The sequence below is a fragment of the Aeromicrobium camelliae genome, from assembly GCF_003850045.1.
Lineage (GTDB): Bacteria > Actinomycetota > Actinomycetes > Propionibacteriales > Nocardioidaceae > Aeromicrobium > Aeromicrobium camelliae.
The window spans coordinates 241948-262713 of record NZ_RQJX01000001.1 but is presented as its reverse complement, the minus strand read 5'-3'; the positions used below and the strand labels follow the sequence as shown (position 1 = coordinate 262713).

At 70.1% G+C, this 20766-nt stretch carries 21 protein-coding genes and 2 tRNA genes; 4 read left to right on the top strand and 19 right to left on the bottom strand.

All coding sequences use genetic code 11. The annotated features are described in order from the left end of the window. From EHW97_RS01360 to leuC, 5 genes are all read right to left on the bottom strand, one after another. A complete protein-coding gene (locus EHW97_RS01360) occupies positions 1-1002 on the bottom strand; it encodes an NAD(P)H-dependent glycerol-3-phosphate dehydrogenase (protein ID WP_124235360.1) in 1002 nt (333 codons plus the stop codon). Continuing rightward, positions 1002-1739, bottom strand: a complete 738-nt coding sequence (locus tag EHW97_RS01355; protein WP_124235359.1) for a lysophospholipid acyltransferase family protein — start codon at positions 1737-1739, stop codon at positions 1002-1004. Before EHW97_RS01355 ends, EHW97_RS01360 begins: the two co-directional genes overlap by 1 nt. 36 nt (positions 1740-1775) lie before the next feature. Beyond that, complete coding sequence (locus EHW97_RS01350; RefSeq protein WP_124235358.1) at positions 1776-2093, bottom strand: hypothetical protein; 318 nt, start codon at positions 2091-2093, stop codon at positions 1776-1778. Between the two features lie 225 nt (positions 2094-2318). Next, positions 2319-2918 (bottom strand): 3-isopropylmalate dehydratase small subunit, encoded by a 600-nt coding sequence (gene leuD, locus EHW97_RS01345; protein WP_124235357.1) that lies wholly within the window; start codon positions 2916-2918, stop codon positions 2319-2321. A gap of 2 nt (positions 2919-2920) precedes the next feature. Then, positions 2921-4333, bottom strand: coding sequence for a 3-isopropylmalate dehydratase large subunit (leuC, locus tag EHW97_RS01340; protein ID WP_124235431.1), 1413 nt, complete (start codon positions 4331-4333; stop codon positions 2921-2923). A 61-nt stretch (positions 4334-4394) separates the two neighbouring features. Between leuC and EHW97_RS01335 the strand changes: the two genes are divergently transcribed. Then, complete coding sequence (locus EHW97_RS01335; protein WP_124235356.1) at positions 4395-5105, top strand: IclR family transcriptional regulator; 711 nt, start codon at positions 4395-4397, stop codon at positions 5103-5105. Positions 5106-5110: 5 nt separating this feature from the next. Here the strand turns inward: EHW97_RS01335 and EHW97_RS01330 are convergent, their stop codons facing one another. The 10 genes from EHW97_RS01330 to recO all read right to left on the bottom strand — a co-directional run bounded on the left by EHW97_RS01330 (position 5111) and on the right by recO (position 12036). Beyond that, the gene (locus tag EHW97_RS01330; protein ID WP_124235355.1) at positions 5111-5560 is read right to left on the bottom strand and encodes a hypothetical protein; all 450 of its coding nucleotides are present in this window, start codon (positions 5558-5560) and stop codon (positions 5111-5113) included. A 4-nt stretch (positions 5561-5564) separates the two neighbouring features. After that, positions 5565-6026 carry a methylated-DNA--[protein]-cysteine S-methyltransferase gene (locus EHW97_RS01325; protein ID WP_124235354.1) on the bottom strand — a complete coding sequence of 154 codons (462 nt, stop codon included), beginning with the start codon at positions 6024-6026 and terminating at the stop codon, positions 5565-5567. Further along, positions 6026-7456, bottom strand: a complete 1431-nt coding sequence (locus EHW97_RS01320; RefSeq protein ID WP_124235353.1) for an AlkA N-terminal domain-containing protein — start codon at positions 7454-7456, stop codon at positions 6026-6028. Before EHW97_RS01320 ends, EHW97_RS01325 begins: the two co-directional genes overlap by 1 nt. Before the next feature lie 55 nt (positions 7457-7511). Beyond that, a complete protein-coding gene (locus tag EHW97_RS01315) occupies positions 7512-7847 on the bottom strand; it encodes a YnfA family protein (protein ID WP_124235352.1) in 336 nt (111 codons plus the stop codon). 72 nt (positions 7848-7919) lie between these two features. Further along, a tRNA-Glu gene (locus EHW97_RS01310) sits at positions 7920-7995 on the bottom strand. A gap of 42 nt (positions 7996-8037) precedes the next feature. Continuing rightward, positions 8038-8109, bottom strand: a tRNA-Gln gene (locus tag EHW97_RS01305). Between the two features lie 93 nt (positions 8110-8202). Then, the gene (gltX, locus tag EHW97_RS01300; RefSeq protein WP_124235351.1) at positions 8203-9687 is read right to left on the bottom strand and encodes a glutamate--tRNA ligase; all 1485 of its coding nucleotides are present in this window, start codon (positions 9685-9687) and stop codon (positions 8203-8205) included. Beyond that, positions 9684-10490, bottom strand: coding sequence for a fumarylacetoacetate hydrolase family protein (locus EHW97_RS01295; protein ID WP_124235350.1), 807 nt, complete (start codon positions 10488-10490; stop codon positions 9684-9686). The genes gltX and EHW97_RS01295 overlap by 4 nt, the downstream gene beginning before the upstream one ends. A 47-nt stretch (positions 10491-10537) precedes the next feature. Further along, on the bottom strand, positions 10538-11305 hold the full coding sequence (locus EHW97_RS01290; RefSeq protein WP_124235349.1) for an isoprenyl transferase: 768 nt from the start codon (positions 11303-11305) through the stop codon (positions 10538-10540). Further along, positions 11302-12036, bottom strand: coding sequence for a DNA repair protein RecO (recO, locus tag EHW97_RS01285; protein WP_124235348.1), 735 nt, complete (start codon positions 12034-12036; stop codon positions 11302-11304). Before recO ends, EHW97_RS01290 begins: the two co-directional genes overlap by 4 nt. Before the next feature lie 60 nt (positions 12037-12096). Between recO and EHW97_RS01280 the strand changes: the two genes are divergently transcribed. Both EHW97_RS01280 and EHW97_RS01275 read left to right on the top strand, forming a co-directional pair. Beyond that, entirely contained in the window at positions 12097-12498 is a 402-nt protein-coding gene (locus tag EHW97_RS01280; RefSeq protein ID WP_124235347.1) for a hypothetical protein, read from the top strand. 9 nt (positions 12499-12507) lie between these two features. Then, a complete protein-coding gene (locus EHW97_RS01275; RefSeq protein WP_124235346.1) occupies positions 12508-13479 on the top strand; it encodes a quinone oxidoreductase family protein in 972 nt (323 codons plus the stop codon). Between the two features lie 101 nt (positions 13480-13580). Here EHW97_RS01275 and leuA read toward each other — a convergent pair whose 3' ends face one another. Continuing rightward, positions 13581-15275 (bottom strand): 2-isopropylmalate synthase, encoded by a 1695-nt coding sequence (leuA, locus tag EHW97_RS01270; RefSeq protein WP_124235430.1) that lies wholly within the window; start codon positions 15273-15275, stop codon positions 13581-13583. Positions 15276-15501: 226 nt separating this feature from the next. Between leuA and EHW97_RS01265 the strand changes: the two genes are divergently transcribed. Beyond that, on the top strand, positions 15502-16506 hold the full coding sequence (locus EHW97_RS01265; protein WP_124235345.1) for a glutathione S-transferase C-terminal domain-containing protein: 1005 nt from the start codon (positions 15502-15504) through the stop codon (positions 16504-16506). A 3-nt stretch (positions 16507-16509) separates the two neighbouring features. On the opposite strand, the gene EHW97_RS01260 is transcribed toward EHW97_RS01265, so the two are convergent. The 3 genes from EHW97_RS01260 to EHW97_RS01250 are packed head-to-tail and all read right to left on the bottom strand — an operon-like array spanning position 16510 to position 20743. Further along, positions 16510-18666, bottom strand: coding sequence for a transglutaminase TgpA family protein (locus EHW97_RS01260; protein WP_124235344.1), 2157 nt, complete (start codon positions 18664-18666; stop codon positions 16510-16512). Further along, positions 18663-19814 carry a DUF58 domain-containing protein gene (locus tag EHW97_RS01255; RefSeq protein WP_124235343.1) on the bottom strand — a complete coding sequence of 384 codons (1152 nt, stop codon included), beginning with the start codon at positions 19812-19814 and terminating at the stop codon, positions 18663-18665. The genes EHW97_RS01260 and EHW97_RS01255 overlap by 4 nt, the downstream gene beginning before the upstream one ends. A gap of 2 nt (positions 19815-19816) precedes the next feature. Then, positions 19817-20743: an AAA family ATPase gene (locus EHW97_RS01250; RefSeq protein ID WP_124235342.1), complete on the bottom strand. Its 927-nt coding sequence runs from the start codon at positions 20741-20743 to the stop codon at positions 19817-19819. Positions 20744-20766 lie beyond the last annotated feature (23 nt).

The window sequence follows — 20766 nt, the reverse complement described above, 5'->3', positions numbered from 1 at the left end:
TCAGCGGACTTCGGGCTTGGCCTCGCGGCTGATCATCGCCGCAACCAGTTCCTGCGGGCCCATCCGTCCCTCGACGAGGGCCCGCACGTGCTCGACGATCGGCATGTCCACGCCGTGCAGTTCGGCCAGCTCGGCAATCGAGGTGCAGGATTTGGCACCCTCGGCGACCTGGCGGGTGTGACCGCTGGCCTCCTGGACGGTGAGCCCCTCTCCCAGCTTCTGGCCGAACGTGCGGTTGCGCGACAACGGGGACGAACAGGTGGCGACGAGGTCGCCGAGTCCGGCGAGACCGGCGAAGGTCATCGGGTCGGCGCCCATCTTCATGCCCAGGCGCGTGGTCTCGGCCAGCCCGCGAGTGATGACCGAGGCCTTGGAGTTGTCGCCGTAGCCCAGACCGTCGCAGACACCGACGGCGAGCGCGATGACGTTCTTGGTGGCGCCGGCGAGTTCGGAGCCGACCACGTCCGTGTTGGTGTACGGGCGGAAGCCGGGCGTGTGGCACCACTTCTGCAGGAACTCCGCAACGTCCGGGTCAGCGCACGCCACCACGCTCGCTGCCGGCTCCCGGCGCGCGATCTCCTTGGCGAGGTTGGGCCCGGTCACCACGGCGAGCCGCTCGGGACCGGCGCCGGTGATCTCGGCGATGACCTGCGTCATGCGCTGACGAGTGCCCAGCTCCACGCCCTTCATGAGGCTGACCAACACCGCGTCCTCGGGGATGTGCGGAGCCCACTTCTCGAGGTTCGGTCGCAACTGCTGCGACGGAACCGCCAGCACCACGACACGGGCGCCGGCGAGCACCTCCGCGGCGTCATGCGAGGCGGTGATGCCCTCGGGGAGCTCGATACCCGGCAGGTAGTCGCCGTTCTGACGCGTGGCGTTGATCTGCTCGCACAGCTCGGGACGACGACCCCACAGCCGGACGTCGTTGCCGGCGTCGGCCAGGACGATCGAGAACGCCGTCCCCCACGACCCCGCTCCCATCACAGCGGTCGCGACCATCAGCGTTCCTCCTCGGGACGGTAGCTCGTGCGGGGCGCCCCGAGCGTGTGGATGTCGATGCGCGGCGTAGTCGGACGCTCACCGCGGATGTCGGCCTGCAAGTCGGTGATCGCGTCCATGAGCCGCTCCGTGGCCGCGACGATCTGCGCCTCGGTGGGGTGGGCGCCCAGGTCGGACAGGTCGAGCGGGTCGCCCACCCGGACGTGGATCGTGGCCCGGGGGAAGATCCGTGGCCGCTTGGCGTACGGCCAGAGAATCTGCTGCGGCCCCCATTGCGCGACGGGCACGAGGGGACGCCCGGTGGCGTGCGCGATGCGCACCGCGCCCGTGCGGCCGCTCATCGGCCAGGCAGCGGGGTCGCGGGTCATGGTGCCCTCGGGGTAGATCGTGAGAATGCCACCCTCGTCGACCGCGTCGATGGCGGCCCGCAGCGACTGCGCCGCCCCCGCCGTGCCGCGGTACACCGGAATCTGGTGGGTCGCCCGCAGGATCGGGCCGAGGCCCGCGACGCGAAAGAGCGGGTCTTTGGCGAGGTACCGCGGAGCGATGCCGTGGTCGGCGAGCCAGTGTCCGAACAGCACGGGGTCGGTCCACGACAGGTGGTTGACCGCGATGATGTACCCGGGCTCGGGCAGCTTGTCCGCGCCCTGCCAGTCGCGCCGGGTGAGCACCATCAGGAGGGGACGCAGCACCCAGATGATCACGCGCATGGTGCGCGACATCGGTGGGGCAGGCATGCCCCGAGACTACCGGGATCGGACGGCCTCCCGCTGTCAGCCGCCGTCGCGCGTCACCAGTTGCAGCGCCGACATCAGCGGGGCCGCGGCGTCGAGAGAGAGCACCAGATGCCGCGCGGCGTCCTCGGCCTCCTCGATCACGAGCCACGTCTGGGGCGCATGGAAGTAGCGGACGCGCCGGACGACGACGTCCTCGGCGAGGCCGACGGGCGGGTCGGCGAGGTCGGGACGGTGGCCCACGACGGCCGGGAAGTCCGCGAGCACCTGCTCGTGGAAGCGCGACTCGGGCGGGTCGTCGGTGGCGTGGTCGCGTTCGCACCACCGCGGGCAGGTCTCCTGAACAGTGCTGGTCACCGGGTGTCCCTTCGTTGCAGACGGGTAGTGGCGATGACGGTAGGGAGCCGAGCTGACAGATCGGGGGTGTCCGGCCCGGTTTATCCCCAGGCCGCCATCGCCACCACACACCATAACCATATGGCGAGCTTTATATGGTTATTCTTCGACCGTTTCCTGCCGACGAGATGCGACGAGCCCCCGGTGATCTGATCACCGGGGGCTCGTCAGCGCGACGGAGCAACGTCAGAGTGTCGCGGGCTTGAACGACGGGCGCGCGGCCTCATAGGCCGCGATCTCGTCGGCGTGGGACAACGTGATGGCGATGTCGTCGAGCCCTTCAAGCAGACGCCAGCGCGTGTAGTCGTCGATCGTGAACGAGTCCTCGATGCGATCGAGCCCTTCCCCGGCACTGACCGTGCGCGCTTCGAGGTCGACCGTGACCGGGGCGCCCGGGTTCGCCTCGAGGTACTCCCACAACGCCGTGACGACCTTGTCGTCGACCTGCGCGGCGAGCAAGCCCGCCTTCCCCGAATTGCCGCGGAAGATGTCGCCGAAGCGGGGGCTGATGACGACCTTGAAGCCGTAGTTCTGCAGCGCCCAGACGGCGTGCTCGCGCGAGGAGCCGGTACCGAAGTCCGGCCCGGCCACCAGCACGGTGGCGTTGCGGTAGGCGTCCTGGTTCAGGACGAACTCCGGATCGTTTCGCCAGGCGGCGAACAATCCGTCCTCGAACCCCGTGCGGGTGACCCGCTTGAGGTAGACCGCGGGGATGATCTGGTCGGTGTCCACGTTGCTGCGCCGCAGCGGAGCGCCGACGCCGGTGTGGGTCGTGAAGCGTTCCATGGTCAGACTCCTGCCTTGTCCAGGTCGGCGGGGCTGGCCAGATGGCCCAAGACCCCGGTGGCGACGGCGACATCGGGCGAGACGAGGTGCGTGCGACCGCCCTTGCCCTGCCGGCCCTCGAAGTTGCGGTTGGAGGTGGAGGCGCTGCGCTCCCCCGGCGTGAGCTGGTCGGGGTTCATCCCCAGGCACATCGAGCATCCGGCCCCTCGCCATTCGGCGCCGGCCTCCTTGAAGATGACGTCGAGGCCCTCTTCCTCGGCCTGCAGCCGGACCCGGACCGAGCCCGGCACGACCAGGACGCGCGTGTTCTCGGCGACCTTGCGGCCCTTGATGAGCTCGGCGGCGCGACGCAGGTCCGAGATGCGGCCGTTGGTGCACGAACCGATGAAGACGGTGTCGACGGCGATGTCGCGCATCGGCGTCCCGGCCTCCAGGCCCATGTAGCGCAGCGCGTTCTCGGCCGCCTCGCGCTCGATCGGGTCCTCGAAGGAGGCGGGGTCCGGCACGCGCTCCGACAACGGAACGCCCTGACCGGGGTTGGTGCCCCATGTGACGAACGGCGTGACGGCGGAGGCGTCGAGGGTGACGACCTTGTCGAAGGTCGCGCCCTCGTCCGTGACGAGGCCCTTCCAGTAGGCCACGGCGGCATCCCACTCGTCGCCGGCCGGTGCGTGAGCGCGGCCCTTGATGTACTCGAAGGTCGTCTCGTCGGGCGCGATGAGACCGGCCTTCGCGCCCCACTCGATCGACATGTTGCAGATCGTCATGCGCTCTTCCATCGAGAGCTTGCGGATGGCCTCACCGCGGTACTCCACGATGTAACCCTGCCCGCCGCCGGTGGTCTCCTGCGCGATGAGCGCGAGGATGAGGTCCTTGGCGGTGGAGCCCGCGGGCAGTTCGCCGGTGACCTCGACGGCCATCATCTTCGGCTTGGCCTGCGGCAGCGTCTGGGTCGCCAGCACGTGCTCGACCTCGCTCGTGCCGATGCCGAAGGCGATCGACCCGAACGCGCCGTGCGTGGAGGTGTGCGAGTCGCCGCACACGATCGTCATGCCCGGCTGCGTCAGACCCAGCTGCGGGCCGACGACGTGGACGATGCCTTGGTCGATGTCGCCCATGGGGTGCAGGCGCACACCGAACTCCTCGGCGTTGCGGCGCAGCGTCTCGACCTGCGTGCGCGACACCGGGTCGGCGATCGGCTTGTCGAGGTCCGTCGTGGGAATGTTGTGGTCCTCGGTCGCCAGGGTCAGATCCGGGCGGCGCACGGTGCGGCCCGAGAGCCGGAGGCCGTCGAACGCCTGGGGGCTCGTGACCTCGTGGATGAGGTGGAGATCGATGAAGAGCAGGTCAGGCTCTCCCTCGGCCTGACGAACGACATGGTCGTCCCAGATCTTCTCGGCGAGTGTCTTCGGCATCACGGTGCCCTTCTACGACGGGGAACTTGCGTCTCAACATGCGATACGGCAGTATCAAGGCATGGACAACTCTAGCGGAGTCGGCGTTCTGGACAAAGCCGCCCTCGTCCTGGCCGCTCTGGAACCGGGTCCGGCCACCCTCGCCGGCCTCGTCGCCGCGACCGGGCTCGCCCGTCCCACCGCCCATCGTCTCGCGGTGGCCCTCGAACATCACCGCCTGGTTGCTCGCGACATGCAGGGGCGCTTCATCCTCGGCCCGCGGCTGGGCGAACTCGCCGCTGCCGCCGGTGAGGACCGGCTGCTCGCGGCCGCCGGCCCCGTCCTCGCGCGCCTGCGTGACATCACGGGCGAGTCCGCACAATTGTTCCGCCGACAGGGCGACTTCCGCGTCTGCGTGGCGGCGGCCGACCGTCCCACCGGTCTGCGCGACTCCATCCCCGTCGGTGGTCAGCTCACCATGGCGGCCGGCTCGGCGGCGCAGATCCTGCTCGCGTGGGAGGACCCGGAGCGGATGAACAAAGGCCTGCTCAAGGCGACGTTCTCCGCAGCCGAGCTGTCCGCGGTGCGCCGCCGCGGCTGGGCGCAGAGTGTCGGCGAGCGCGAGCCCGGCGTGGGTTCGGTCTCGGCTCCGGTGCGCTCACCCTCCGGCAAGGTCGTCGCCGCGGTGTCGGTGTCCGGCCCGTTGGAGCGCCTGACGCGCCAGCCCGGTCGGATGCACGCCCCCGCGGTGGTGGCGGCTGCCGAACGGCTCTCCCAGAACCTTCGTCGCTGACCGGGTCACGCGGCGAGATCGTCCGCGCCCACGATGCGCAGGTATGCGTCGTTGGCGACGTGCGCCGGCCAGGCGACCACCCGCCGGCGCCGGAGACTGTCCCCCACCAGGCGCATCCATGCGGATTCACCGGCACGGATCGGACCGCGCCCCGGCCGGGACCACAGCAGTCCCGCCGTCCCGCCCGGAGTGAGGCGCCGGTACGACTCCTCGACGACCTCCGCGAGCTGCTCCACGACCTGAGTCGTGGGCCGTGAAGGGAGTCCGTCGATCGTCGTCACCTGCGGGCAGGGAGCGCCGTGGGCGTCGATGAGGACGAACGAGACCTGGGGACTCGGGACGTCGAGTCCGGCACGGACGAGACGCCAGAAGCGGGTGAGGTCGGCTTCGGTCTGCACGAGGATCATGGCCTCAGCCTCCATCGCGCCCGCCCCCACGTCGAGCGCTTCATCCACAGGCTCAGAACAGCGCCGGCTGCTCCAGCTCCAGCAGCACCCTCTTGCGCTCGACCCCGCCCGCGTATCCCGTGAGGGTGCCGTCGGCTCCGATCACCCGGTGACACGGCACCACGATCGGGATCGGATTGGCACCGTTCGCGGCGCCCACCGCACGGGAGATCCCGGGCGTGTACCCGAGACGCGCCGCGATCTCGCCGTAGGTCGCGGTCTGCCCGTACGGGATCGACCGGAGCGCGTTCCAGACCTTCTGCTGGAACTCCGTTCCGTCGTTCGCGAGCGGAAGGTCGAACTCGCGTCGCTCGCCGGCGAAGTACTCCCTCAGCTGCGCCTCGGCGCAGTCGAGCAGCAGGTCGTCGATCCGCCGGCCTCGCCGTTGTGCGTCGAATTCGATCCGGGTGACGAGCCCGGCGGCCACGTGAATGCGCAGTCCGCCGATCGGTGAGTCCATCCAGCGTGTGCTCATCAGTCGGTCCTCTCCTCGGTGGGCGCGCGCCACAGGTGCACGGCCGCGTACGAGCGCCAGGGGCGCCAACGGTGGGTCTGTTCGGTGGTGATGCCGCGCGCGGTCAGTTCGCGGCGCAGCACGAGGTCGGTGGTCATGAGGACGTCCGGGTCGGACAACGCCCGCAGGACGATGTAGTCAGCCGTCCAGGGACCGATCCCGGGAACGGCGAGGAGACGCCGACGCGCCTCGTCGCGGTCGGCCCCCGGATCGAGCGTCAGTTCCCCGTCAGCCATCGCCCGCGCGATCCGCACGAATGCCGCCGCCCGCGACCGCGGCATGGAGAACTCGTCGTCGGGAGCATCAGCGAGGTCCTCCGGGCGCGGGAACGTGCGCCGCAGCCCGAGTTCCGCGGCCATCGGCAGGGGGGCGTCGGCGCCGTAACGCGCGGCGATGCGTCCGAGGATCGTCCGTGCGCCCGCGACCGACACCTGCTGGCCCACGATGGCGCGGACCGCCACCTCGAAACCGTCCACCTGACCGGGGAGGCGCACGCCGGGGTGCGCGGCCACCAGCGGCGCCAGCACCGGGTCGGCGGCGAGCGCGGCATCGATGGCGAGCGGATCGGCGTCGAGGTCCAGCAGGCGGCGGCAGCGCTGGACTGCGGCTTGCGTGTCGGCCAGATCCGTGAGTTCCAGATCGGCGCGCACGTGGTCGTCGGCGAGGGTCAGGTGAACGACTGCGGGGCCATGCGGCAGCGCCATGACCCGGGCATACGTGTCGTCACCGATGAGCTCGACGCCCTCGATGGCCCGTGGCCGCAGGAACGCCAGGAGCCCCTCACCGTCGAACGGTCGACGGACCGGCAGGCGGAGCGTCAGACGATTCGTGGCGCCGCGCGGCCCTCGGCGCAGCTCTCGGGGGCTGACCGCGTAGACCCGGCGGATCGTGTCGTTGAACTGACGGATCGACCCGAAACCGGCGGCGAAGGCGATGTCGGACAGGGGCAGGTCGGTGGTCTCGATGAGCGTCCGGGCGAGTTGCGCCCGGTTGCTGCGGGCGATCGCGAGGGGGCCCGCACCCACCTCGGCGGTGAGCGAGCGGTGCAGTTGACGCTCGCTGTACCCGAGTCGGCGCGCCAGCCCGGGCACGCCCTCCCGTTCCACCACGCCGTCCGCGATCAGCCGCATCGCGCGTGCGACCAGGTCGCCCCGCACGTTCCACTCCGGTGAGCCTGGCGTGCGATCGGGACGGCAGCGCCGACACGCGCGGTATCCAGCGCCCACCGCCGCGGCCGGGGTGGAGAAGAATGTCACGTTCTCGCGTCGTGGAGTCAGCGCAGGGCACGACGGGCGGCAGAAGATGCCGGTGGTCCGCACGGCGGTGTAGAACACCCCGTCGAAACGACCGTCCTTGGCCTGCACGGCGCGGTACCGCTGATCATCGAGCACGCCACCATCATGACCCGTGCGCGGAACCGTTACTGGCGGAAATCGGACACGACCCTCAGGCGGGGCGCGGGGCGTACATGATCACGGCGACGCCGGCCAGGCACACGAGCGCGCCGATGACGTCCCAACGGTCGGGGCGGAAACCGTCGACCACCATCCCCCACAAGAGCGAGCCTGCGACGAACACCCCGCCGTAGGCCGCGAGGATGCGGCCGAAGTTCGCGTCGGGCTGCAGCGTGGCCACGGCGCCGTACAGGCCCAGGGCGATGACGCCGAGGCCGATCCACAGCCACCCGCGGTGCTCGCGGATCCCCTGCCAGACGAGCCATGCCCCGCCGATCTCGAACAACGCCGCGAGCACGAAGAGCGGGACCGAGCGCAGGACGTCCATGGGCACCGATCCTAGGGGGCCCGAAAACCAGCACACCCCCGGTCTCGGAAGGAGACCGGGGGTGTGTCGCACTGGTAGCCCCGACGGGATTCGAACCCGCGCTACCGCCTTGAGAGGGCGGCGTGCTAGGCCGCTACACAACGGGGCCAGGCGGTGAAAACCTTATCAGACGCTGCTGAGGAGGTCTCCGCTGGGGTACTAGGACTCGAACCTAGAACAACTGAACCAGAATCAGCCGTGTTGCCAATTACACCATACCCCACTGGTTCGGCCGTTCCGAGGAACGCCTCGAACCGAAGGACGACTTTACCCGACGCCCCCACGCTCCCCCAAACCGGGGTCGCGGCATCGGCGATCAGTCTAGGACTGCCGCCAATCGCGCGAGCGAGGTCTCGCGACCGAGCAGTTCGAGCGACTCGAACAGCGGCGGAGAGACCCGGCTTCCGGTGACGGCCACGCGCACCGGCCCGAAGGCCAGGCGGGGCTTGAGCCCGAGACCGTCGATGAGCGCGGCACGGAGTGCAGCCTCGATCTCGTCGGTCGTCCAGGAGTCGAGACCCGCGAGCGCCTCGTGCGCCGCGCGCGCGACCTGGAGCCCGTTGTCGTCGAGCTGCTTGGCGCGGTCGGCCTCGTCGATCGTGAACGCGTCATCGCTCACGAACAGGAAGCGCAGCATCGACACCGCCTCGGTGAGGAGGTTGGTGCGCTCGTGGACGAGCGGGGCCGCGGCGGCGAGCGCGGCGCGCTGGTCGTCCGTGATCGGGTCGGCGACGAGGCCGGCGCTCTGGAAGTACGGGATCAACCGCTCGGTGAACTCCTCCACCGAGAGCATCCGCACGTGGTCGCCGTTGATGGCCTCGCACTTCTTGAGGTCGAAACGCGCGGGGTTGGGGTTGACGCGGGAGACGTCGAACGCCTCCACCATCTCCGAGAGCGTGAACACGTCGCGGTCCTCGGCGATCGCCCAGCCGAGCAGCGCGAGATAGTTCAAGAGCCCCTCGGGCAGGAAGCCCTGATCGCGGTACGCCAGCAGGTTGGACTCGGGGTCGCGCTTGGACAGCTTCTTGTTGCCCGCGCCCATGACGTAGGGCAGGTGGCCGAACCGCGGCGTGGAGCCGTCGCCGACGCCGATCTCGGCGAACGCCTCGTACATCGCGATCTGCCGGGGCGTCGAGCTCAGGAGGTCCTCGCCCCGCAGCACGTGCGTGATGCCCATGAGGGCGTCGTCCGTGGGATTGGTCAAGGTGTACAGCGGCTGGCCGTTGGCGCGCACGATGACGAAGTCCTGCACGTTCTCCGCGCCGAAGGTGATCGGACCGCGGACGAGGTCGTCGAACGTCCAGTCCTTCTCGGGCATCTTGAAGCGGATGACCGGTTGACGGCCCTCCGCCTCGAACGCCGCCTGCTGCTCGGGCGTCAGGTCGCGGTGGAGACCGTCGTAACCGCTGGGGCGCCCCTCGGCGCGCGCCTTCTCGCGGCGCTCCTCGAGCTCCTCGGCGGTGTCGTACGCCTTGTACGCCCACCCCGCGTCGATGAGCCGCTGCGCGACGTCCGCGTAGATGTCCATGCGCTCGGACTGACGGTAGGGACCGTTCGGGCCGCCGACCTCGACGCCCTCGTCCCAGTCCAGGCCGAGCCAGCGCATGACGTCGACCAGCAGCCCATACGACTCCTCGGTGTCGCGAGCGCTGTCGGTGTCCTCGATCCGGAAGACGAACGTGCCGCCGTGGTGCCGGGCGAAGGCCCAGCTGAACAGCGCCGTACGGGCCATCCCGACGTGCGGGTTGCCGGTGGGCGAAGGGCAGAAGCGAGCCACGACGGGCTTGCCGCTGGCGGTCATGCGTAGGTCTCCGTTTCCTCGTCGTCCTCATCGGCGACGATCTGGTTGGTGAGTGTGCCGATGCCCTCGACGGTGACGCTGACGGTGTCGCCGACCTGCATGGGTCCGACGCCCGCCGGCGTGCCCGTGAGCACGACGTCACCGGGCAGCAAGGTGGTGAAGCTCGTGACGTACTCGATGACGTCGGCCACCGAGAAGATCATGTCCTTCGTGCGGCCGTCCTGCTTCACGTCGCCGTTGAGCTCGGTGGTGACCCGCAGGTCGGCGGGGTCGAGCTCGGTCTCGATCCACGGGCCGAGCGGGCAGAACGTGTCGAAGCCCTTCGCCCGCGCCCACTGGCCGTCACGCGCCTGCAGATCGCGAGCTGTGACGTCGTTGGCGACGGTGTAGCCGAAGATCACCTTCGAGGCGTCGGCGGCAGCGACCTTGCGGCAGATGCGGCCGATCACCACGGCGAGCTCACCCTCGAAGTGCAGGTTCTCGGTCTGCTGCGGGTAGAACACCGGATCGCCGGGGCCGATGACGCTGGTGTTGGGCTTGAGGAAGATCAGCGGCTCCGCCGGCACCTCGCCGCCCATCTCCGCGGCGTGGTCGGCGTAGTTCTTGCCCACGCAGATGACCTTGCTGCGCGGGATGACCGGCGCCAGGAGGCGGACGTCGTCGATCGGGAGCTTCTGCCCGGTCAGGTCGAAGCCCGCGTAGAGCGGATCGCCTTTGAGCGGGGCGACGACGGTCGTTCCGCCATCGTCACCGACCACGCCGAATCGGGGTTCATCGTCCAGGGAGAAACGAGCCACGCGCATGCCCTCACCCTACCCAGGCGACACGGTCACGCTGCGGGCGCTGTTCCTTACGCCGACCCGAAGCGGCGTTGGCGCGCAGCGTACTCCTCGACGGCGGCCCACAGCGCACGGCGGTCGACGTCGGGCCAGGCGATGTCGCTGAACACCATCTCCGCGTACGCCGACTGCCACAGCAGGAAGTTGCTCGTGCGCTGTTCGCCCGACGTGCGCCAGAACAGGTCGACGTCGGGCATCCACGGCTCGTCCAGGTACCGGGCGAACGTGGTCTCGGTGATGCGGTCGGGGTCGACACGTCCGGCCTTGACGTCGCGGGCGAGCGCCGCGGCGGCATCGGCGATCTCGGCTCGGCCGCCGTAGTTGACGCACATCGTCAGCGTCATCACCGTGTTGTGCCGGGTCATCTCCTCGGCGATCTCGAGCTCGCGGATGACGCTGCGCCACAACCGCGGCCGCCGTCCGGCCCAGCGCACGCGGACGCCGAGCTCGTGCATCTCGTCGCGGCGCCGGCGGATGACGTCGCGGTTGAAGCCCATGAGGAACCGCACCTCGTCGGGCGAGCGCTTCCAGTTCTCGGTGGAGAACGCGTAGGCCGAGACGGCCTTGACGCCGATCTCGATGGCCCCCTCGACGACGTCGAAGAGCGCGGCCTCCCCCATCTCGTGGCCGGCCGTACGCGGAAGCCCGCGCTGCTTGGCCCAGCGGCCGTTGCCGTCCATGACGATGGCGACGTGGGCCGGAACCTGATCGGGAGCGAGGTGAGGGGGACGCGCACCGGAGGGGTGCGGACGCGGAGGCCGGGGTGCCGGCTGGGTCATGAGTATCGATCCACGTGAGCCAGGGAGCGCAGGCCGCGCTCGAGATGCCAGGACAAGTAAGCGGCCACGATACCGGTGGCCTCGCGCCGGGAGCGGTCGTCGGAGGAGTCGACGGACGGCCAGTCCCCGGCGAGCAGGGCGCCGAGCAGCGCGATCGTGGCCGGCGACGGCACGGTCGAACCGGCCACCCGGCAGTGATCGCACAGGACACCCCCGGACGGCACGTGCACGAACCGGTGCGGACCCTCCCGGCCGCAGCGCGCGCATGCACCGAACGAGGGCGCGTAGCCCGCGATCGCGAGCGAGCGGAGCTGGAACGAGTCGAGGATGAGGCCGGGGTCGTGTCGCTTCTCGGTGAGCGCGCGCAGGGCGCCGACGAGGAGCGTGAACTGCGGCACGGAGGGCTCGGCGGTGTCGGCGACGAGGCGCTCAGCGGTCTCGAGCATCGCACAGCCTGCTGTGTAGGCGCCGTAGTCGTCGCCGAGCCACTTGGCGAACGGCGTGATGGTGACGGCCTGGGTGATGAAGTCCAGCGACTTGCCTTCGCCGAGTTGCAGATCGACGTGCATGAACGGCTCCAGCCGGGCGCCGAACCGGCTCGAGGTCTTGCGGACGCCGCGCGCCGCCGCCCGGACCACGCCGCGTTCGCGGGTGAGGAGCGTGATGATGCGATCGGCTTCACCCAGCTTGTGGGTGCGCAGCACGATGGCGGCATCACGGTAGAGGCTCACCTGTCCATTGTGCCGCGAACCACCTCGGGGGAGCCGGTACGACACCGTAGGCTGACCGCCATGGCCAGGCTTCTCGTCATGATCGGCGTCTTCCTCGGTTCCGCCGCCCTCGGGCTGCTCGCCGCCGCAGGGTTCGTGGACGGGTTCCGCGTGCGGCTCTTCGGCTTCGTCACCACGGTCGTGATCTACGCCATCGTGCAGAGTGTCGTGACCGCGTGGCTCGGCCGGGTGGCGGAAGCCCGAGCTCGCGCGCTCGTGGGGCTGAGCGGTATCGGCGCCACCGTGATCGCACTCGTCATCGCCTCGTGGTTCGGCGGGGCCATCTGGATCTCGGGGCTGAGCGCCTGGTTCTGGGGTGCCCTGGTGGTGTGGGCGGTGTCATCGGTGGCCGCTCTCGCCTTGCCGCGGCTTCTCGCGGCCCTCGGCGTCGACGCCGCCCGGGAGAAACCCGCCGAGGCCTAGGCTGGCGCCATGAGCCACGCGATCGTCATCGAACTGACCGGCGGACCGGAGGTCATGACCTGGCAGGAGGTGCCGCGGCCGACGCCGGGGCCCGATGAGCTCCTGGTCGAGGTCGGGGCCGCCGGGGTCAACTTCATCGACATCTACCTGCGCACCGGAATCTACGACTCGCCGCTGCCGTTCACCCCCGGCAAGGAGGGCGCCGGTCGCGTGGTCGACGTCGGCGAGCACTTGCGCGATCGATTTGCGGAGGGCGACCGAGTCGCCTGGGCGATGGGCACGGGTGGGTACGCGGAGTTCGCCACGGTGCCGGGGGCGCTCGCGGTGCCGGTTCCTGACGGCGTCAGCGACGAGCAGGCAGCCGCCGTGCTTCTGCAGGGTATGACCGCTCACTTTCTCACGCACTCGATCGTCGCGCTCGAACCGGGCGACACCGTGCTCGTGCACGCGGGCGCCGGCGGGGTGGGTCTCCTGCTGACCCAGCTCCTCACCCGCGAAGACGTTCGGGTCATCACGACGGTCTCGACCGAGGAGAAGGCCGCATTGTCGCGGGCCGCCGGTGCCAACGAGGTGATCGTCGGATACGACGGATTCACCGAAAGGGTGCGTGAGTTGACCGGCGGTACTGGCGCGCGGGTGGTCTTCGACGGGGTCGGAGCGGACACGTTCGACGGCAGCCTCGACGCGCTCCGCACCCGCGGGACGCTGGTGCTGTTCGGCGCCTCGAGCGGGCCGGTCTCCCCCGTCGACCCGCAGACGCTCAACGCCAAGGGGTCCCTCGTCCTCACCCGCCCGTCGCTCGCGCACTTCATCGCCGACCGCGAGGAGCTGGAGCGACGCGCATCTGACCTGTTCGAGGCGATCGCCGCCGACGAGCTGGACGTACGGATCGGCGGAACCTATCCGATGCAGGACGCCGGCCGCGCGCACGAGGATCTCGCCGGGCGCCGAACGACCGGAAAGCTCCTGCTGCTCCCCTGACCTGATCCGCGAGTGGTGCAGATTCGTCGCGTGTGACGCGGCTGAGTGACGAAGCTGCACCACTCGCGGAGGTTGACGCTCCCCGCGGTGCGGAGCGCGGGTCAGACGGCGGGGATGGTGGTGGCGGCGGCGCGGTTCGCGGCGCAGACCACCGCGCGCAGCGACGCCGTGACGATGTTGGCGTGGATGCCCACACCCCACACGACCTCACCGGCGATGTCGCACTCGACGTACGCGGCGGCGAGAGCGTCGCCGCCGGCAGACAGCGCGTGCTCGCTGTAGTCGAGCACGCGGATGTCGGCGCCGGCCTGCCGCATGCCGTCGACGAACGCCGCCACGGGGCCGTTGCCCTCACCCTTGAACGAACGGTGCTCGCCGCGGACGATCAGGTCGACGATCTGCTCGTCGTAACCCTCGGCCGTCGTCGTGGAACTGAAGCTCTCCAGCGCGTACGGCTCCTCGCGATCCAGGTACTCGCGGCGGAACGCCTCCCAGATCCGGGACGCCTCGATCTCGCCGGCCTCGCCCTCGCTCATGTGCTGGACGACGCGGCTGAACTCGATCTGGAGCCGGCGCGGCAGGTCCAGCTGGTGCTCGGCCTTGAGGATGTAGGCGACGCCGCCCTTGCCCGACTGGCTGTTGACCCGGATGACGGCCTCGTAGGTGCGGCCGACGTCGTGCGGGTCGATCGGCAGGTACGGAGCCTCCCACGCGACCTCGGCCACGGGCACGCCCTGCTCGGCGGCGGCCCGCTCGAGGTCCTCCAGGCCCTTCTTGATCGCGTCCTGGTGCGAGCCGCTGAAGGCCGTGTAGACGAGGTCGCCGGCGTACGGGTGGCGCGGGTGGACCGGCAGGTTGGTGCAGTACTCCACCGTGCGGCGGATCTCGTCGATGTCGCTGAAGTCCAGCTGCGGGTCGATGCCCTGGCTGAACAGGTTCATGCCGAGCGTCACCAGGTCGACGTTGCCGGTGCGCTCACCGTGGCCGAACAGGCAGCCCTCGACGCGGTCGGCTCCGGCCATCATCGCCAGCTCCGTCGCCGCGACCGCGGTGCCGCGGTCGTTGTGCGGGTGCAGGCTGATCGCCACGTGCTCGCGGTGCTCGACGTTGCGGCTGAACCACTCGATCTGATCAGCGTACGTGTTGGGCGTCGCCATCTCGACCGTGGCCGGCAGGTTGAGGATGATCTCGCGGCCGTCCTCGGGCTGCCAGACGTCCATGACCGCGTTGCAGACCTCGACGGAGAAATCCAGCTCGGCGCCGGTGAAGATCTCCGGGCTGTACTGGTAGCCGAACGCGGTGTCGCCCATGTTCTGCTCGGCGTACTTCATGACCATCTCGGTCCCGCGGGTGGCGATGGCGCGGACCTCGTCACGCGAGGCGTTGAACACCACGCGCCGGAACAGCGGGGCCACGGCGTTGTACAGGTGGATGTTCGCGCGCTTCGCGCCCCGCAGGGACTGCGTGGTGCGCTCGATGAGGTCTTCGCGGGCCTGGGTCAGCACCGAGATGGTGACGTCATCGGGGATGAGGTCCTGCTCGATCAGGTCGCGCACGAACTGGAAGTCGGTGTCGCTGGCCGACGGGAAGCCGACCTCGATCTCCTTGAAGCCCATGCGCAGCAGCAGGTCGAACATGCGGCGCTTGCGCGCGGGCGTCATGGGGTCGATGAGGGCTTGGTTGCCGTCGCGCAGATCGGTGGACAGCCAGCGCGGCGCTGCGGTGATCGTCTGGGACGGCCAGGTGCGGTCGGGCAGATCGATGGGCTCGAAGGCGCGGTAGCGCCCGAACGGCATGGGAGAGGTCTGCTGGGCAGAGACGATGTTGTTCTTCACGATGGGCTCCTCGGGGACATGTGGTTCGTCACGTGCGGCCGGTCACGACGAACTCCGCGCCGAGGGGCCCGACCTAGTGGACCTCGACGCGGCAGCGAAGGAGGAGGTTCGCGTAGCGCATGTCACGGCCACAGTAGCACCTCATGGATCGAAGGCCGTGATCGCGCCCCTGGGGCAGACTGGTGGCATGAGTTCCTCGACCGAGTCCGACCACTCCACCTCCGGCGCCTACGTCACCGCGGGCGAGGAGTTCGACCGCGACATGAACTACATCCCCGACCGCATCACGGCGCACGGTGGCGCGCCGGTTGACGACCGCGCGGGAACGGGCAAGAGCAGCCCCTCGGACGCGCCGCGCTGGCCGGTCGAGCCGGGCCGCTATCGGCTCATCGCGGCCAAGGCCTGCCCGTGGGCCAACCGATCGATCATCGTGCGCTCACTGCTCGGACTCGAGGAGGTCATCAGCCTCGGTATGCCCGGCCCGACCCACGACAAGCGCAGCTGGACGTTCGATCTCGATCCCGACGGCGTCGACCCCGTCCTCGGCATCGAGCGACTGCAGGACGCCTACTTCGCCCGGTACCCGGACTACCCGCGCGGCATCACCGTTCCCGCGATCGTCGAGGTCGAGACCGGCAAGGTCGTGACCAACGACTTCCCGTGGATCACCCACGACTTCTTCTTCGAGTGGCGCGACCACCACAAGCCGGACGCGCCGAACCTGTGGCCCGACGACGTGCGCGACGAGATGGAGGACCTCATGGTGCGCGTCTTCCACGAGGTCAACAACGGCGTATACCGCTGCGGTTTCGCCGGTTCCCAGGAGGCCTATGACGCGGCTTACGACCGGCTCTGGACCGCGATGGACTGGCTGGAGGACCGTCTCTCCACGCGCCGCTACCTCATGGGCGATGCGGTCACCGAAGCCGACGTCCGGCTGTTCACCACCCTCGCGCGCTTCGACGCGGTGTATCACGGCCACTTCAAGTGCAACCGCAACAAGCTGACCGAGATGCCGAACCTGTGGGGCTACGCTCGCGACCTCTACCAGATTCCGGCCTTCGGCGACTCGATCGACTTCGAGCAGATCAAGGCGCACTACTACGTCGTGCAGACCGACATCAACCCGACGCAGATCGTGCCCAAGGGCCCGGACGCCTCGGTCTGGCTGGAGCCGCACGGGCGCGGATAGGACTCAGTTTGAGCGGCGGACGAGCGACCGCGGGAAGTACCGGGCCAGCCAGCGGCGCCAAGTGGGCACGGAATCCTCCAGAGCACGAACGCTGGATCGGGCTTCGTCCAGCACCGCGACGTTCCCCGGCGACGCCGCATACCGTTCGCGTTCGACCGATGCGACGACGGCCACGAGCCCGGGACCGGCGTGGTCCTTCAGCGGCTCGGCCTGGCGCCGCATCGTGGCTCGGATCGGGACGTCGATCCCGAGATCCGTGGCGGTGTCGGTGATCTCGCGCCAGAGCGGTTCGGCCTGGTCCCGGCCTCGGCGCCAGCGCCACCATCGCCGTGCGCGTCGAGCAACTCCGGGGACGAGCAGCAGGAGTGTCACCGCGATGCCGCCGACGGCCGCGACGACCGCCTGCGAGGGACCGCCCGCCGCACCCTCGTCCGCGGCGTCCGCTCCCTGCTCCCCCTCCGTCAACGACCGCGGGTCCTGCGGCGTCCCGCCGGTGGCGTTGCCCGCGTTGGGCAGATCACCGACGGAAGCCTGCCCTGAGATCGTGGGCTCGTCGAAGCCGGTTGCCCGGCCCACCCCGGGGGTCGCGTCGAACCGCACCCAGCCTGCGCCCTCGAAGTAGATCTCCGTCCAGGCGTGAAGCGCATCAGACGACGTGGAGTAGACACGCTCGCCGTCGTTGGTTCGCCCGGCCGGCTCACCCGGTGCGTACCCCACGGCGATGCGAGCCGGGATACCGAGCGAGCGAGCCATCACGGCGAGCGCGGAGGAGAAGTGGACGCAGTAGCCGGCCTGCTCCTCCACCAGAAAGCGCTCGATGACCTCGACGCCGTTGCCGTCGTAGCCCTCCGCCACCGGGGAGGTCTCGGAGTACCTGAAGTCCTCGCGCATCCAGTCCTGGAGCGCGACGACGCGGTCGTAGTCGTTGGTCAGCCCTGCCGTCCGGGAGCGCGCCACGGCGGCGATCTGCGGTGGCGTGTCGTCGGGCAGGGCGAGATAGCGCCCCATCATCGCCGGCGGCAGCAGCGCCTGGCGCTCGCGCATCTGATTCGCATCGGGGTCGAGCTCCACGTAGTCGGCGACGTAGGTCTGGCCGCGGGTGGTCTCGGTTCGCGACCGCACCGTTCCGCCGACGGGATGCCAGGACCACGTGCCCACCAGTCCGCGGACGCCTTCGGCGGGGTACGGCATCGGCAGCATCGTCGAGTCGAGGTCGTCGACCGCGATGCTGATCTCCTCCACGGTGCTCTCGATGTCCGGATCGATGTCCTCGAGCGGTTGCTCGTAAGGGAGCCCGTCGGGATCGTCGATCGGCGCCCACGTGCCGCCCTCCATGTCCACCAAGGTCGCGACCTTCAGGTAGGGCGGTTCCTCAGCGGTGGTGATGGAGCGCAGCACTTCGACCGAGTCCCCGCGCCGCAGGTTCTCCCCCAGCCGCACCATGGGGTTGATGCCGCGCCCGAAGACGTCCACGGGCGCCCGACCCCACGTCGAGGCGGCGGGCGTGAGATCGGCGGCCACGACCGAGGGAGCGAGGACGCCGGCGACCAGCGCCACGGTTCCCATGACCGAGGCGAGTACCAGCCGGGACGTGGACGGGACGGACGAGCGCGCCGCGACGATGGCGAGCCAGCCCGCTGCAGCGACGACGAACGCCAGGAGCGGCGGGTTCGCACCGACGATGAGTGACGCGATCCCGAGCCCCGTCGCGTACACGGCGCCGACGCCCCACAGCGCGAACCGGCGGGACCGCGCGAAGGCGTCCACCACGATCACCAACATGCCGAAACCGAGCGCCATGCCGGTCATCAGCGGCTCGGGCGGGATCAAAGGTGCTTGCTCCTCGGCGACGACCGCGATGGCGAGGCTGAGATGCTGCCGCAGCGCGTGCGCCGTCGCCGGCGTCGGGATACCGAGCAGGGTGCTGCCCGGCACGAAGACCCACACCACCAGCAGCCCGAGCGCGACCAGACCGGCGAGCGGCGCCAACCGGAGCCCGCGGCGGCGAAGGAGGAACAGGACCGCGTGCACGCCGACCATCACCAGGGCGACGCGCCACCACCAGACGTCGCCTTGCAGCACGTTGCCGAATCCCCACAGCACACCGAGGAGGCCGACGAGAGCCGCCAGGCTGGCGCCGTTGCCCGGCCTCGGCGTCATGACCGCACCTCGGCTTCGATCCAGAGCTGTGCCACGTCGTCACGGTCGCGGTACCGCACGCACGCCCACCCCTCGCGCCGCAGCATCTCCACAGCGTCGGCGTCGCTCGAGGCGTGGACGAAGACGGCGGCCGGGGCGCGATCGGGTTGGCCGAGCCAATGGCGAGCCGTCTCGACGTCGATGCGTCCCGCGAAGACGAGTCGATCGGCACCGAGATCGCCCCATCGGGCGATGCTCGCGCTCGGCGCGGCGAGGGCGAGCGCGATCAGCGCCTCCTGCGGTGCCACGTCGGGTGCCACGTCCACCGTCGCTTCGTCGACGACGACCTGGACGTCGGCATCGTCGCGGTGCAACCGTTCGAGCACCGACGCCGCCGCATCGACTCGCCAGTCGAGGTCGCGTTCGTCGCCGCCGCGCGTGTCGACGACCAGCACCACGCGCCGGCGGGTCTGCTGCTCCTCTTGACGCACCATGAGCGAACCGCGGTGGGCGGTGGCCTTCCAGTGCAGCAGCTTGACCGGGTCGCCGAAGCGGTACGGGCGGGCCAGGACGTCGGGTTCGCCGAGACCACGCGCACTGGCCCGGTGCTCCACGAGATGGTCGCGGCCGCCGAGGACCTGCATGAGCGGACTGTCGGACGAGAGCGGCACGCGCCGCGGAAGCACGACGACAGAGGACTCCCCCGGCAGTTCGACCCAGCGGCTAGCCAGGCCGAAGGGATCACTGACCCGCACGCTCGTCGGACCGATCCGGTGGCGGCCGCGCTGCGAGAGCCGGACTTCGTAACGGGCGCCCGGGGCGCGGCCGCGGCCCTCGTCGAGCAGCACGCCGCTGTGACCACCGCCCGACGCGTCCTCCCACCACTCGACGACGTCGAGCGCACTGTGCCCTTCGCGCCTCAGACGGACGTGGACCCCGATCGGCTCGCCGGGATCGGCGACTCGCGGATCCACGTCGCGCTCGGCGCTCCACGCGGGACGACCGAAGGCGACGGCGATCAGCGCCAACGCGAGGATGCCGACGAGGACCCCGGCCACCTGCACGAGGACCGGCACCGACCACGCGAACGCGCACACGACCGCGAGGACCGCCGCGACGAGGAAGGCGGCCCCACGTCGGGTCGGCGTCGGCCAGCGTGACCAGGACACGGTCACGAACCTGTCGGCACCGGCGTGCGGTCGACGATGGAACGGACGATGTGCTCGGCCTCTGGCTCGCCGCGCTGGACGATGAGGCGATGCGCGAGAACCGACACCGCCAGGGCGTCGATGTCGTCCGGCACCACGAACTCGCGCCCGCGCACGGCGGCATAGGCCTTGGCCGCACGGACCAGCTGGAGGGTGGCGCGCGGGCTGGCGCCGAGCAGGAGGCGCTCGTCGGAGCGCGTGGCGGTGGCGATGTCGACGACGTAGCGGCCGACCGCGTCGGACACGTGGACAGCGCGCGCCTCAGCGATCATGGCGGCGAAGTCCTCCAGTGACACCACCGGCTCGAGGGCGTCGATCGGCTCGGTGCGGTCGTGACCGTGGATCATGTCCAACTCGGCGGCGGCGTCGGGATATCCCATGGAGATGCGGGCCATGAACCGATCGCGCTGCGCCTCGGGCAGGGCGTACGTGCCCTCCATCTCGAGCGGGTTCTGCGTCGCGACGACCATGAACGGCCGGCTGAGCTGATACGTCGTGCCGTCGACCGACACCTGGCGCTCACTCATCGCCTCCAGCAGGGCCGACTGCGTCTTGGGCGAGGCGCGGTTGATCTCGTCGCCGATCACGACGTGGGCGAAGACGGCTCCGGGGCGGAACTCGAAACGGGCCGTGGCCTGGTCGAACACCGAGACGCCGGTGATGTCCGAGGGGAGGAGGTCGGGGGTGAACTGGACCCGGTTGACGCTGCCGTCCACGGAACGAGCGAGCGCGCGGGCCAGGGCGGTCTTGCCCACGCCCGGGACGTCCTCGATGAGCAGATGACCTTCGGCCAGCAGCACGACGATGGCCGTGTCGATGGCATCCGGCTTGCCGTCGATGACCCGACTCACGTTGTCGTGGAGGGCGCGGGCTGCCGCGGCGAGATCCATGAAACGATCCTAGGCACCTCGTG